Below are 13,201 nucleotides of genomic sequence, written 5' to 3' on the forward strand. Positions count from 1 at the left end.
AATGGCGGCGATCAGGCCGGCTGATAGTGCTTCCCAGCGTGCGCAGGCCGGCTAAGCTGCGGGTTCGCCCCCATCGATCAGGAGTCAGTCATGAGCAGCAGCGCCGAATTCGCCACCTTCAGCGGCTGGGCCGCCACCGCCCCGGGCGCCCCGCTCGAACGCCTGAGCTACGACCCCGGCCCGCTCGGCGCCGAGGAGGTGGAAGTGGCGGTGGAGTACTGCGGCATCTGCCACTCCGACCAGTCGATGATCGACAACGAATGGGGCAATGCGCGCTACCCCTTCATCCCCGGCCATGAGGTGGTCGGCACCATCGTCCGCCTCGGCGAACAGGTGCGCGGCCTCGCCCTGGGCCAGCGCGTCGGCATCGGCTGGTACAAGGGCAGCTGCATGCACTGCGGCTCGTGCATGGAAGGCTCGCACCAGCTGTGCCGCTCGGTGAAGCCGACCATAGTCGGCAGCCACGGCGGCTTCGCCGACCGCCTGCGCTCGCACTGGGCCTGGGCCGTGCCGCTGCCCGACGGCCTCGATCCGGCGCTGGTCGGCCCGCTGTTCTGCGCCGGCTCCACGGTGTTCAGCCCGCTGCTGGAGTTCGACGTCAAGCCCACCGACCGTGTCGGCGTGGTCGGCATCGGCGGCCTTGGCCACCTGGCGCTGCGCTTTCTCAACGCCTGGGGCTGCGAGGTGACCGCCTTCACCTCCTCGCTGAGCAAGCAGGACGAAGCCAAGCGCCTGGGCGCGCACAGGGTGGTGGCCTCCACCGACAGCGCGGCGATGAAGGCGATTGCCGGCAGCCTGGATTTCCTCCTGGTCACCGCCAGCGCCGACCTCGACTGGAGCGCCCTGCTCGGCACCCTGCGCGGCAAGGGCCGCCTGCACTTCGTCGGCATAGTGCCCAGCGCCATCCCAGTGCACGTGTTCAACCTGATCCCGCAGCAGAAGAGCCTGTCCGGCTCGCCGGTGGGCTCGCCAGCGAGCATGGCGACCATGCTCGAATTCTGCGCTCGCCACCAGATCCTGCCGCAGGTCGAGCACTTCCCCATGAGCCAGGTAAACGCGGCCATCGACCACCTGCGCAGCGGCAAGGCACGCTACCGCGTGGTGCTGGACGCCAGCCGCTGAGGCTCAGGCGAGCGGCCAGGCCGTCACGATACCCTCCAGGGCGCGCTTGAGCTCGGCGCGGCTGGCCGCCGCCGCGAGGCTGACGCGCACCGCGTGTCCCGGGTTGGCCTCGACCGCGAACACCTCGGCCGGCACCACCTCCACGCCATGCAGCCGACAGGACTCGGCCAGTCCCGCCGGCGGCGCAGCGTCCAGCCACAGGTGCGGCGCCACCGCCCTGCCCTGCGGCATGCGCGGCCCGAGCACGCGCGCGGCCAGGCGCCAGCGCTGCAGCAGCTCCTCGACCTGCCAGGCCAGGCGCCGTTCGGCGACGCCGCTTTCGACCCACTCGCAGGCCAGCGCCAGGCTCAGCGGCGCCACCGCCCAGCGCGTGGCCTGGGCCTCGCGATCGATGCGTTCGAGCAGCTCCGGCGCGCCGCCGATAAAGCCCAGGCGCAAGCCCGGGGCGACGCTCTTGGACAGGCTGCTGATCAGCAGGCAGCGCTCGGGCGCCTGTACCGTCAGCGGCGCCTCGCTGCCGAGCACGCCGTAGACGTCGTCCTCCACCAGCCACAAGCCACGCCGCCGCGCCACCTCGGCAATGGCGGTACGACGCTCGGCGTCCAGGCTGGCGCCGGTGGGGTTCTGCAGGCAGGGGGTGAGCACCGCCACGCGGGCGCCGGTGGCGCGTGCCTGGCGGTCGAGGTCGTCAGGCAGGATGCCGCGTTCGTCCATCGCCACACCATGCAGCGGCAGGCGCAACTGGCGTGCAGCGGCCTTGATCCCCGGCGCGGTGAAGCGCTCCACCAACACCGGCTCGCCGGCCTCGCACAGCGCCAGCAGCGCCGCCGACACGCCCTGCTGGGCGCCGGCGCAGAGCAGCAGGCCGCCCGGCGCCAGCTCCAGGCCACGGCGGCGCAGCCAGGTGACGCCGGCCAGGTGCGCGCGCTCGACCAGCGTCGCCGAGGGATAGGCCTGCAGGGCATCCAGCTCGCCGCGCGCAGCCAGCGCGGCGAGGCTGGCGGACAGGTCGCGGTTGTCCGGGTCATGCACCGGCACGTTGGTCGACAGGTCGATCAGCTCGCCCTGCGCGGCCGGTTGCTTGAGGCGGAACAGGCTCGCCTCGCGACTGCCGGCCAGCACGTAGGTGCCGCGCCCGACCTCGCCGGACACCAGATGCCGACGCGCCGCCTCGCGGTAGGCGAGCATCACCGTGCTCGGGTTGATGCCCAGCGTCCAGGCCAGGCGCCGCTGCGGCGGCAGGCGTTCACCGGGCTTGAGTTCGCCGCGGCCGATGGCCGTGGCGATGGCCTCGACCAGGGCCAGGTAGGTGGGCAGGGCGCGGTCTTGCAGGTCAGGAAGCCACATTGCTTGCCATGCAATATAAGAATTTACCCATACAATGCGCCGCACTAGCATCGGAGGTCAACGCCACCTGGAGCACGCCTCATGTTCGACCTCGCCCAACTGCGCCAGAGCGCTGAACTGGTTCACCGCCATATGGCGCCCACACCACAGCTGAGCTGGCCGCTGCTGTGCGAACGCACGGGGTGCGAGCTGTGGGTCAAGCACGAGAACCATGCCCCCACTGCCGCCTTCAAGGTGCGCGGCGGGCTGGTCTATATCGACGCCCTGCTGCGCCGCGAGCCGCAGGTACGCGGGCTGGTCACCGCCACCCGCGGCAACCATGGCCAGAGCCTGGCGCTGGCCGCACGCCAGGCCGGCCTGGCGATCCGCATCCTGGTGCCGCACGGCAATGCCCGCGAGAAGAATGCGGCGATGCGCGCCCTCGGCGCCGAGGTGATCGAGCATGGCCGCGACTTTGACGAAGCGCGTGCCGAGGCCGCGCGCCTGGCCGAGCGTGACGGCCTGCACTGGGTGCCGTCACTGCACGAGGATCTGGTGCGCGGCGTGGCCACCTACGCCCTGGAGCTGCTGGAAGCGCTGCCGAAGCTGCGCCGGGTCTACGTGCCCATCGGCCTCGGCTCGGGCATCTGCGGCATGATTCGCACCCGCGACCTGCTCGGCCTCGACACCGAGATCGTCGGCGTGGTCGCCAGCGGCGCCGACGCCTATGCGCAGAGTTTCGAGCAGGGCCGCCTGGTGCAGACCGAGCGCGCCGACACCCTGGCCGACGGCATGGCCTGCCGCCAGCCGCAGCCGTTGGCGCTGGACATCATCCGCGCCGGCGCCGCGCGTATCGTGCGAGTGAATGATGAAGAGATTCGCGCCGCCATCCGCGCCTATCACGAGGACACCCACAACCTCGCCGAAGGTGCCGGTGCCGCCGCGTTGGCGGCGCTGATGCAGGAGTGCGAATGCAACGCCGGCCAGCGCGTGGCGGTGGTGCTCAGCGGTGCCAATATCGACCGCCGGGCGCTGGCCGAACTGCTGCGCGACGAGGCCGCAGCCGCCTGATCAGCGGAACGGTGGCTCGTCGAAGCTGCGCAGCTTGCGCGAATGCAGCGAGTCGAGTTGGCTGCGCATCAGCTCCAGCGCAGCGATGCCGATGCGCAGGTGCTGGTTCACCGCGCGTTCGTAGAAGGCGCCGGCCGCGCCGGGCAGCTTGATCTCGCTGTGCAGCGGCTTGTCCGACACGCACAGCAGCGTGCCGTAGGGCACCCGCAGGCGATAGCCCTGGGCGGCGATGGTGCCGCTTTCCATGTCCACCGCCACCGCGCGCGCGAGGTTGATCAGCGGCCGTTCCTGGGCCCAGCGCAGCTCCCAGTTGCGGTCGTCGTAGGTCAGTACGGTGCCGGTGCGCAGACGCTTCTTCAACTCGTCGCCCCGCTCGCCGGTGACCAGCTTGGCCGCCTCCTGCAATGCCTGCTGCACCTCGGCCAGCGCCGGCAGCGGGATGTTCGGCGGCAGTACGCGATCGAGAATGCCGTCGCGGCGCATATAGGCGTGGGCCAGCACGTAGTCGCCGATGGTCTGCGACTGACGCAGGCCGCCGCAGTGGCCGATCATCAACCAGCAGTGCGGACGCAGCACGGCCAGGTGGTCGGTGATGTTCTTGGCGTTGGACGGGCCGACGCCGATATTGACCAGGGTGATGCCGTGGCCGTCCTCGGCCTGCAGGTGGTAGGCCGGCATCTGGTAGCGATGCCAGATGACGTTCTCGATGATCGCCTGCATCTCGCCTTCGGCCATGCCGCGTTCGATCACCACGTTGCCCGGCAGCACCATGCGGGTGAAACGCGAAGCGCCCACCAGCATGTCCAGGCCGTGGCGGATGAACTGGTCGACGTAGCGATGGTAGTTGGTCAGCAGGATCCACGGCTGCACGTGGCGCCAGTCGCTGCCGGTGTAGTGCACCAGGCGGCGCAGGGAGAAGTCGGTGCGCGCGGCGTCGAACAGCGCCAGCGGCAGCGGGTCGATGTTCTCCCAGTCGTACAGGCCGTCGGCGGTGCCGTCGGTGGCGGCGGACAGGTCGGTGCTGGGGAACACCCGCGCCAGCTCGGCGGCGGTGACCCCGCTGCCGGCCAGCTCGTCGCCCTGCTCGACCACGTAGGGATAGGGGATGTTCTGCTGGCTGACGCCGACTTCCACGCGCAGGGTGAAGTCGTTCATCAAGGGGCGCAGCTGCTCAAGCAGGTATTTGCGAAAGGCCTCCGGCTGGGTGACGGTGATGGCGTAGGTACCCGGCACCTGCACCTTGGCGTAGGCACGTACGGTGGTCGGCACCTCGCCCTGACAGAGGTAGGTCAGGCGCAGTTCGGGGTAGCGGAACAGACTGTGCTCTTCGGCATCCGGCCTGATGCGCTCCTTGAGGTAGCGCTTGAGCGCCCGGCTCAGGGCGCCGGTGGCCTGCAGGTGCAGGGTGGCAAGGCGGTCGACCGCGTCTTCCGGGGTAAAGGCAACGACGAATTCATCGACAGAGGGGTTCACGGCGCACCTTCCTGGTTGTTCGGACGCCTCTATCTTGCCTGCTTCGGCCGCAGAACACCTAGCACTGAGAATGGCCACGGGCCGAGCGGCCAACGACTAGGCTTGTCACCATCCGCCCGAGAATCGCGCCATGCCCCACCTGCTCGCCCTGCTGCTTCTGCTGATCTGCCCCGCCCTGCTCGCCGGCGAGCTGGACGGTCACTACCACGCCACGCTCGACGGCCAGCCGGCCGAATTGCTCCTGCACAGCCAGGGTCAGCGAGTGGAAGGACGGTACGTGGAGAATCGGCGCCTGCAGTTGAACCTGCGCGGGCATTACGACGGCCAGCTGCTGCGCGCCGAGATCAGCGATCCGCAGTCGGGTCTGGTGCTCGCCAACATGAATGCCACCTACGCCAACGCCATGCTCAACATCAGCATCGCCGCGCGCGATCCGCGTGACGGCCAGGTGCTGGAGCGCCAGGCGCTGTTCCGGCGTGACGCCGCGCCCGCGCCCGTTGCGAACGAGCATCTGGACCCGGCGCTGGTGGGCACCTGGCAGCACGAACAGCGGATCGATAGCGGCGCCGCGTCCGCCACGCTGATGACGCTGCGCCTCGACGCAGACGGCAGCGTGACCCAGTGGAGCCGAGCACCCGACGGCGGCGACAGCCCGGGAGAAGTGCAGTACAGCGGCCGCTGGCGCAGCGACAACGGCCTGCTGCTGGTACGCCTGGCGGGCGCCGCCGAGTATCGCCCCGCCGCCTACTACAGCTTCAGCGAGCCGTATCTGGTCACCGAGAGCAATACCGGCAAGATGATCTGGCAGCGCAGCCGCTAGCGGCGCGAGGTCAGGCGGCGCCCTGGTGCAGCCGCTGGTTGAACAGCGGGCCCTGGCTGAAACGCGCCAGCGCCTTGGCCGCGGCCAGCACGCCCAGGTCGATCAGCGGCTCGACCAGGATCACGCTCATATAGGCCAGGCCGAAGCCGGCCACCGAGGCCAGGTTGTCGGCGCCGAAGCCCTGACCGTAGAAGGCCCAGAACGCCACCCAGGCGACGATGCCGCCCTGGTAGGCGGTCGACAGTGCCAGCGCCTGCTTGTAGGACAGATCCACATAGGCGGTGCCCGGCGCGATGAGGCGCTTGGCCAGCAACTGGATGCCCCACAGCGGCAGCAGCAAGGTGGTGACGTTCATGCCGTACTGCGGCAGATCGAACTGGGCGAACAGCAGGCCCTGCAACAGCAGGCCCGCCGCCAGGCCGATGGCCGCGGCGCCGGCGCCGAACAGCAGCAGCAGGGTCGAGCCGAGGATCAGGTGGACCTCGGAGACCCCTACCGGGTGATGCGGCAAGACCTCGAAGAAGCAGAACACCAGCGCCGTGGTCAGCAGGCTGCGCAGCGCCAGGGCCGCCACCCCGCCGTTGTCACGGATGGCATCGTGCGCCAGTTTGGCCGTCAGGCCGCAGGCACCGAGCGCCGTTGCGTAGCTGAGGAAGATCTTGGCGCCGTCGACGACGCCGGGTTCGATATGCATGCAGATTCCTTAGGTCGCGCCCACCGCGCGACGATCCGGATGGAGGGAATGGGCGAAAGCGCCCGATGGCGATGGCAGGTCTCCTGGCTCGCGGCTCGCCACTTCGCCCGCCTTCCCGGCCTTGCGGCCAGTGGCATAGGGGCGTCGTTCGCCGCTTACAGTTGCGGGGGCAGCCAGGGCATTGGCGACGCGCGCCGCACCCTGTTCCCTTTTCATCCGCACGCCATGGGCGCGCGGAACCATCGGCGGCCACCTTACCCCGCCGCACGGGCAAAAGACAGTCTTGCCGCGCGCCATCGACGCAGCCTGCACGCGGCTTTTGCGCGGCATCCACCGCCCCCCCTGCGGGCCGCGACGACATGAACCGCGACACGTATGGAACCCGCCGGCCCGGGGCCTGTCCTTGACCTGCATGTCGCGGCGGCGAAAGCCAGAACACCGCCGCGGCATGCCAATGCCTGCCCCTGTCCGACAACCGGCCGCCGACTGCTGCACGACGAGGGCGGGAGCGCCGGAAATACGGGACGGCTCAGGCCCGGAAATCTAACCGTTTATTACGAGACTTAACCTGCCATCCCCAGTGTTCGCATCGCATGGCGCGCGGACCGGTAGATCCATCATCGAGTGACGAGAGCGCATATGAAGAAAACCCTGATCGCCACGTTAACCGCTTTGTTCGCAACCGGCGCCATGGCCGCCGAGCCGCAACCGCACTGGACCTACGCAGGCAAGGCTGGCCCCGAACACTGGGCCCGGTTGGACCCGGGCTACGAAACCTGCGCGCTCGGCCACAGCCAATCGCCGATCGACATCCGCAACGCCACCCGCGCGGCGCTGCCGCGCATCGCGTTCAACTACGAGGCCAGCCCGGCCGAAGTGCTGAACAACGGCCACACCGTTCAGGTGAACCTCGCCAACGCAGGTGGCATCGAGATCGACGGCAAGGCCTACCGCCTGGTGCAGTTCCACTTCCATACGCCCAGCGAGGAACACATCGCCGGCCGGGCCTTCCCGATGGTGGCGCACTTCGTCCACCAGGCCGCCGACGGCCGCCTGGCGGTGGTCGCCGTGCTGCTCAAGGAAGGCGAGGAAAACCAGGCACTGGGCGAAGTGTTCGATGCCATGCCGGCCAAGGCGGGCGAGAAGATCGTGCTCGCCGGCAGCTTCGCCCCGCAGGCCGTGCTGCCACCGCAGCAGGGCTACTACGCCTTCGCTGGCTCGCTGACCACCCCGCCGTGCAGCGAGAACGTGCAGTGGCGCGTGCTGAAACAACCGGTCGAGCTGTCCCATGCGCAGCTGGCGCAGTTCCAGCGCCTGTACCCGATGAATGCGCGGCCAGTGCAGCCGCTCAATGGCCGGCAGTTGCTGGAGAGCGCCAACTACTAGCGAGGCCCGGCCCCTAGTGCCCAGGCGCGGCGGCTGGCGCGCAACCCGCCGCCCCCGCTATTGGCAGCGCAGCCCGAACAATCGGCGTCTTGCCCCGCAGCTAGCGAAGCTCGATCCCCCGCCGCCACGGAAAACACAGCAAGAGCGGCGGCGATGCCGCGTCGCTGAACGTGATCGGCCAGGGGTTCAAGAGCGGTTTCATCCCCGCTGGCGCGGGGAACGCGCTTAGCCTGACCAATTGTTCCTGAGCGGAAAAATCAGCCGCTAAAAATCCACCAATCATTCCTTGTTAAAGATCGCCCTCGCGTCAAAGCAGATGCGGCGTACTCCGCGCCAACACCGCCTCGACGTCGACGCCGCGCGGCAGGGTGCCGTAGACGCGGCCGCGGCCTTGCAGGCGGCTGGCGATAAAGGCGTCGGACACCGTGGCGTTGCCGGCCTCCAGCAGCAGCTTGGCCTGCAGAGCCACGGCCATGTCCTCGGTGAGCTGGCGGGCGCGGTACTGGATGTCGACGGTATCGCTGAAGTCGGCCTTCAGTCGCTGGATATGTGCTTTGAGGCGCGTGTCGCCATGGCCGTCGCCCAGCTCGGCGAACAGCGCATCGAGCACGCCGGGTTCCTTGGACAGTGCGCGCAGCACGTCCAGGCATTGCACATTGCCCGAGCCTTCCCAGATCGAGTTGACCGGCGCCTCGCGGTACAGGCGCGGGAGGATGGTCTCCTCGACGTAGCCGGCACCGCCCATGCACTCGCTGGCCTCGTAGATCATTTCCGGCGCGCGCTTGCAGATCCAGTACTTGCCCACGGCGGTGACCAGGCGGGCGAACTTGTCTTCCTGCTCATCGTGCCGGTGATCCAGCGCGCGGCCCATGCGCATGGACAGGGCCAGCGCCGCCTCGCTCTCCAGCGCCAGGTCGGCCAGCACGTTCTGCATCAGCGGCTGCTCGGCCAGCGGCTTGCCGCCGACCCGGCGGTGCGCGCAGTGGTGCGCGGCCTGGGTCAGCGCCTGGCGCATCAGGCTGCTGGAGCCGACCATGCAATCGAAGCGGGTCATGGCCACCATCTCGATGATGGTCGGCACGCCGCGGCCCTCCTCGCCGAGCATCCAGGCGAAGGCGCCGCGGTATTCCACCTCGCTGGAGGCGTTGGCCCAGTTGCCCAGCTTGTTCTTCAGGCGCTGGATGTAGAACTGGTTGCGCGTGCCGTCCGGGCGGTGGCGCGGCAGCAGGAAGCAGGACAGGCCGTGCTCGGTCTGCGCCAGGGTGAGAAAGGCGTCGCACATCGGCGCCGAGCAGAACCACTTGTGGCCGACCAGTTCGTAGGCCTGGCCCGGGCCGCCGAGGCCGACCGGATAGGCGCGGGTGGTGTTGGCGCGCACGTCGGTGCCGCCCTGCTTCTCGGTCATGGCCATGCCGATGGTGACGCCGGCCTTCTGCTCCATCGGCAGGTTGCTCGGGTCGTACTGGCTGGCGAGGATCTTCGGCAGCCACTGCTCGGCCACGTTCGGCTGCAGGCGGATGGCCGGCACGGCGGCGAAGGTCATGGTCAGCGGGCAGCCGCTGGCGGCCTCGGCCTGGCTGTGCAGGTAGGTGAGACCGGCACGGGCAACATGGGCGCCGGCGCGCGGATCGGTCCAGGGCAGCGACGGCAAACCATGTTCGACGGCGGTGCGCATCAGCTCGTGGTAGGCCGGGTGGAATTCGACCAGGTCGATACGGTTGCCATAGCGGTCGTGGCTCTTGAACACCGGCTTGTTCTCGTTGGCGAGAAAGCCCGCCTGCATCAGCGCGCCGCCGGCCAGCGCGCCGTAGGCATCCAGGCGCTGCTCGGCCCAGGCGCCCTGGTAGCGGCGCAGCCACTCCTGCAGCGGCAGGTCGAGACGATAGAGGTTGGCGCCATCCAGGCTAGGCACCTGGTTGAATACCTCGTGGGTTTCGGCATGCAGGCTGGGTTTCATCGGCAAGGCTCCTCGGCGCCGACGGCGCGCAGGCAGAAGGTGACCAGGCTGGCGCTGACTTGCTCCAGCTCCAGGGCGGGATGGCCGGCCGCGCGGGCGGCGCGGGCCGGCGGAGAGAGCGGCCCGACCAGGGCTTCGGCGATGGCGCCGACCAGGCAGGCGGCGGCCAGGCCGAGCTGCTCGACACGGAACTCGCCGCGCCGCACGCCCTCCTCGAGCAGGTCGATGAACAGCTCGGCATAGGCCTCGCGATAGAGCAGGCGCTGTTCATCCACTTCTGGCTCGACCGGCTCGGCGATCAGAGCGAAGGCCAGCCGGCGGCTGTGCCAGGCGCGCGCGGCGAACTGCTCGAGTCCCTGGCGCAGGCGCTGCGCCGCGCTACCGGAGCCGCGCAGCACCGCGGCCAGGGCATCGACCTCGCCCTGGCTGGCGCTGGCGAACACCTCGGCGGCCAGTTCGCCCTTGTTGTGGAAATGCCGGTACAGGCTGCCGGTGGCGATGCCGACGTCCTCGGCCAGCGCCTGCATGGTCAGCGCGGCGAAACCGCCGCCCGCCACCCGCTGCAGCGCGCAGTCGAGGATGCGCTGGCGCAGCGTCTGGTCGCGGTCGAGTCGTGCTTCGGTGATGCGATAGGCCATGGTCTGAATCCTGATTCATTCACGACCCAGTGAATCAGGATTCAGACCATGGCTAAAGAGGCGATCCGGCCAAATCGCCGGCTGGACAGGTAGCAGAAGCGTCCTGGCCGGAGTGCCTGGAATACCCACATTCGCCCCGGGTCGGGGCTGCTACGACCAGGGCGGATTCGACGCGCTCGATCCCGCAGGAGCGACGCCCCGGCGCGAACCAGGCGCACCGCCTAGCACCTGCGGGGAGAACATTCGCGCGTAGCGGGCGCCCGTCAGCCGGCGGATGAACGACACAGCACCCAGTCGTGCAGCAGCACGCGCAGCTCGTCGAATTTCACCGGTTTGGCCAGGTAGTCGCTCATGCCCGCGGCCAGGCAGCGCTCGCGGTCGCCGCTGTGGCTGTGCGCGGTGATCGCCAGCACCGGCAGCTCCGCGCAGCCCGGCAGGGCACGCAGCGCGCGGCAGGTGGCGAAGCCGTCCATCACCGGCATCTGGCAGTCGAGCAGCACCGCGTCCAGCGTCTCGCTGCGCAGAATATCCAGGGCGGCGGCGCCATTGTCGGCGGTGCGCACCCGGTAGCCGAGCTTGAGCAGCATGCCGCGGGTGACCAGCTGATTGATCGCGTTGTCCTCGACGATCAGCACCGTGCACTGCTGCGCCTGGCGCTGCTGCACGCCGCCGCGCGGTCGCGCGGGGCGAACGCTGCCGGCGCCCTGCTGCAGCGGCAGGGTCAGCGGCACGTCGAGGCGAAAGCGGCTGCCCACCCCCGGCTGCGACTCGTGGCCGAGGCTGCCGCCGAGCAGATCGACCAGTTGCCGGCAGATCGCCAGGCCGATACCGAGGCCGCCGTACTTGCGGGTCATGGAGCCGTCGAGCTGGCGGAAGCGCTGGTAGAGGTCGACTTCGCCGGACTCGAAGCCGATGCCGGTATCGCTGACCACCACGCTCAACGGCAGCGTGGCGCCGACGCTGCCGGCGCGGCCGAGTTGCAGGGTCACGCGGCCGCGGGCGGTGAACTTGATGGCGTTGTCCAGCAGGTAGCCCAGCGCCTGGGCCAGCTTGGCGGCGTCGCCTTCGAGCACATCGGGCAGGCTTTCCTCCAGCTCCACGACGAACTCCAGTCCCTTGTCCTCGGCCCGTGGTGCGTACTGCACGCGCAGGCTATCGAGCAATCCGCGCAGGCTGAACGGCTCGCGCCGCGGGTAGAGCTTGCCGGCTTGCAGCTCGGTCAGCGCGAGGATATCGCCGACCATGCGCATCATCTCGCGCGCCGAGGCGGCGGCAGTCTTCTGGTACTGCTCCAGCTCGGCGTCCATGCTCACCGTCTGCATCAGCTCCAGCGAGCCGATCACCCCGTTCATCGGCGTGCGCAGCTCGTGGGTGACGGTGGCGAGGAACTCGTCCTTGAAGCGGTTGCTGTCGGCCAGTTCGCGGTTGAGCAGCTCGAGCTTGTTGCCGGCCTCCTGGAGGATGCGCGTGCGCTCCTCCTTCATGGCGTTGATGCGGTCGGCCAGGGCCAGCGACAGCAGGCCGACCTCCAGCGCCGAGCCGATCTGGCTGGCGTACATGGTGAGAAAGACGTTGGGCAGGTAGCCGAGCACCATCAGGGTGTTGATCGCCCCGCCGAGCAGGAAGGCGCTCCAGGCGATGATGAAGTAGCGCGCCACGCGCATGCCGCGCAGCCAGGCCAGCACCCCGGCGCTGAAGATCGCCACGGTGAACAGCAGCGCCAGGTAGGTGGCCAGGCGCAGCGCGGTGGCATAGCTGACGGTCAGGGCCAGGATCATCACCACGGCACCGCATGCCATCAGCACCAGCAGCAGGCGGTCGACCCAGGGGCTGTGCTCGCCGGTATGCAGGAAGCTGCGCGCGAACTGGCAGCCGAACAGCGCCGCCGAACCGATCAGGAAGGGCGTGGCGGCATTCGCCCACCAGGGGTTGTCGGGCCAGAAGTACTGGATGCCGGCGCCGTTGACGGAGACCTGGTAGAGGCCGAACGAGGCGATGTAGAGGATGTAGTAGAGGTAGCTGGTATCGCGCACGCTGAGGAAGATGAACAGGTTGTACACCAGCATCACCAGCAGCACGCCGTAGATGATGCCGAGCACGTAGATGCGCGTCGGCTGGTCCTCCAGGTAGGCGTTGGGCGCCCACAGGGTCAGCGGTGCCTGGATCGAGCCCTGGCTCTCCAGGCGCAGGTAGAGGCGCTGCGGTTGGCCCGGCTCGAGGTTGAGCTCGAACAGGTAGTTGTTCTGCCTGATCTGCCGGCTGTCGAATGGCAAGGCATCGCCGGTGCGCTGCGCCAGGCTGAAGCCGCCCTCGCCGTCGGGCAGGTACAGCTCCAGATGGTCCAGCGGCGGGTAGGCCAGCTCCAGCAGCCAGCTGCGCGCGCCACCGGCCTGCTGCGGGCGGTACTCCAGGTCCAGACGCAGCCAGAACACCGAGCGCGAATAGCCGGCATTGAGTACCGGCTTGTCGTGCGGCTGGAAGCTGCGCTGCAACGCCGGCGAGGCGACGTCGTCGATGCTGGCGTCGCCGCGCACGTCCTCGAACACGTGCATCGCCTGGCCCAGGGGCAGGCTGCGACTGTGCTCGTCGAACACCAGGGCACTGGCCAGGCCAGGCATCAGGAGGAAGATACAGAGAAGAAGGTAGCGCATGCGGCCCGGCCAGAACCCGTTACGGCGCGCCGGGAGCCGCCCGCTCACCGCCTCGCACGCCAC

General features: G+C 69.2%; 10 protein-coding genes and 1 riboswitch. Of the genes, 4 read left to right on the plus strand and 6 right to left on the minus strand.

Annotated features, from left to right (window positions below; genetic code table 11):
- Positions 1 to 90: 90 nt before the first annotated feature.
- Positions 91 to 1,122, plus strand: coding sequence for an NADPH-dependent aldehyde reductase Ahr (gene ahr, locus ACUTAF_RS16750; protein WP_445581022.1), 1,032 nt, complete (start codon positions 91 to 93; stop codon positions 1,120 to 1,122).
- A gap of 3 nt (positions 1,123 to 1,125) precedes the next feature.
- On the opposite strand, the gene ACUTAF_RS16755 is transcribed toward ahr, so the two are convergent.
- The gene (locus ACUTAF_RS16755; RefSeq protein ID WP_445581023.1) at positions 1,126 to 2,469 is read right to left on the minus strand and encodes an aminotransferase-like domain-containing protein; all 1,344 of its coding nucleotides are present in this window, start codon (positions 2,467 to 2,469) and stop codon (positions 1,126 to 1,128) included.
- Positions 2,470 to 2,550: 81 nt separating this feature from the next.
- On the opposite strand from ACUTAF_RS16755, the gene ACUTAF_RS16760 reads away from it, so the two are divergent.
- Complete coding sequence (locus ACUTAF_RS16760; protein WP_445581024.1) at positions 2,551 to 3,519, plus strand: threonine dehydratase; 969 nt, start codon at positions 2,551 to 2,553, stop codon at positions 3,517 to 3,519.
- On the opposite strand, the gene amn is transcribed toward ACUTAF_RS16760, so the two are convergent.
- Positions 3,520 to 4,992 carry an AMP nucleosidase gene (gene amn, locus ACUTAF_RS16765; RefSeq protein ID WP_445581025.1) on the minus strand — a complete coding sequence of 491 codons (1,473 nt, stop codon included), beginning with the start codon at positions 4,990 to 4,992 and terminating at the stop codon, positions 3,520 to 3,522.
- 130 nt (positions 4,993 to 5,122) lie between these two features.
- Between amn and ACUTAF_RS16770 the strand changes: the two genes are divergently transcribed.
- Positions 5,123 to 5,812 carry a hypothetical protein gene (locus ACUTAF_RS16770; RefSeq protein WP_445581026.1) on the plus strand — a complete coding sequence of 230 codons (690 nt, stop codon included), beginning with the start codon at positions 5,123 to 5,125 and terminating at the stop codon, positions 5,810 to 5,812.
- 10 nt (positions 5,813 to 5,822) lie between these two features.
- Here the strand turns inward: ACUTAF_RS16770 and ACUTAF_RS16775 are convergent, their stop codons facing one another.
- A complete protein-coding gene (locus tag ACUTAF_RS16775; protein ID WP_445581027.1) occupies positions 5,823 to 6,506 on the minus strand; it encodes an energy-coupling factor ABC transporter permease in 684 nt (227 codons plus the stop codon).
- A 56-nt stretch (positions 6,507 to 6,562) separates the two neighbouring features.
- A riboswitch (cobalamin riboswitch) is annotated at positions 6,563 to 6,765 on the minus strand.
- A 380-nt stretch (positions 6,766 to 7,145) separates the two neighbouring features.
- Here ACUTAF_RS16775 and ACUTAF_RS16780 point away from each other — a divergent pair.
- Entirely contained in the window at positions 7,146 to 7,892 is a 747-nt protein-coding gene (locus ACUTAF_RS16780) for a carbonic anhydrase (RefSeq protein ID WP_445581028.1), read from the plus strand.
- Between the two features lie 307 nt (positions 7,893 to 8,199).
- On the opposite strand, the gene ACUTAF_RS16785 is transcribed toward ACUTAF_RS16780, so the two are convergent.
- The 3 genes from ACUTAF_RS16785 to ACUTAF_RS16795 all read right to left on the minus strand — a co-directional run bounded on the left by ACUTAF_RS16785 (position 8,200) and on the right by ACUTAF_RS16795 (position 13,138).
- The gene (locus ACUTAF_RS16785) at positions 8,200 to 9,849 is read right to left on the minus strand and encodes an acyl-CoA dehydrogenase family protein (protein WP_445581029.1); all 1,650 of its coding nucleotides are present in this window, start codon (positions 9,847 to 9,849) and stop codon (positions 8,200 to 8,202) included.
- Positions 9,846 to 10,487 carry a TetR/AcrR family transcriptional regulator gene (locus ACUTAF_RS16790; RefSeq protein ID WP_445581030.1) on the minus strand — a complete coding sequence of 214 codons (642 nt, stop codon included), beginning with the start codon at positions 10,485 to 10,487 and terminating at the stop codon, positions 9,846 to 9,848. The genes ACUTAF_RS16785 and ACUTAF_RS16790 overlap by 4 nt, the downstream gene beginning before the upstream one ends.
- Positions 10,488 to 10,750: 263 nt before the next feature.
- The gene (locus ACUTAF_RS16795) at positions 10,751 to 13,138 is read right to left on the minus strand and encodes a hybrid sensor histidine kinase/response regulator (RefSeq protein ID WP_445581031.1); all 2,388 of its coding nucleotides are present in this window, start codon (positions 13,136 to 13,138) and stop codon (positions 10,751 to 10,753) included.
- Positions 13,139 to 13,201: the final 63 nt, after the last annotated feature.

The sequence above is a fragment of the Pseudomonas sp. SP16.1 genome (genome assembly GCF_052682975.1).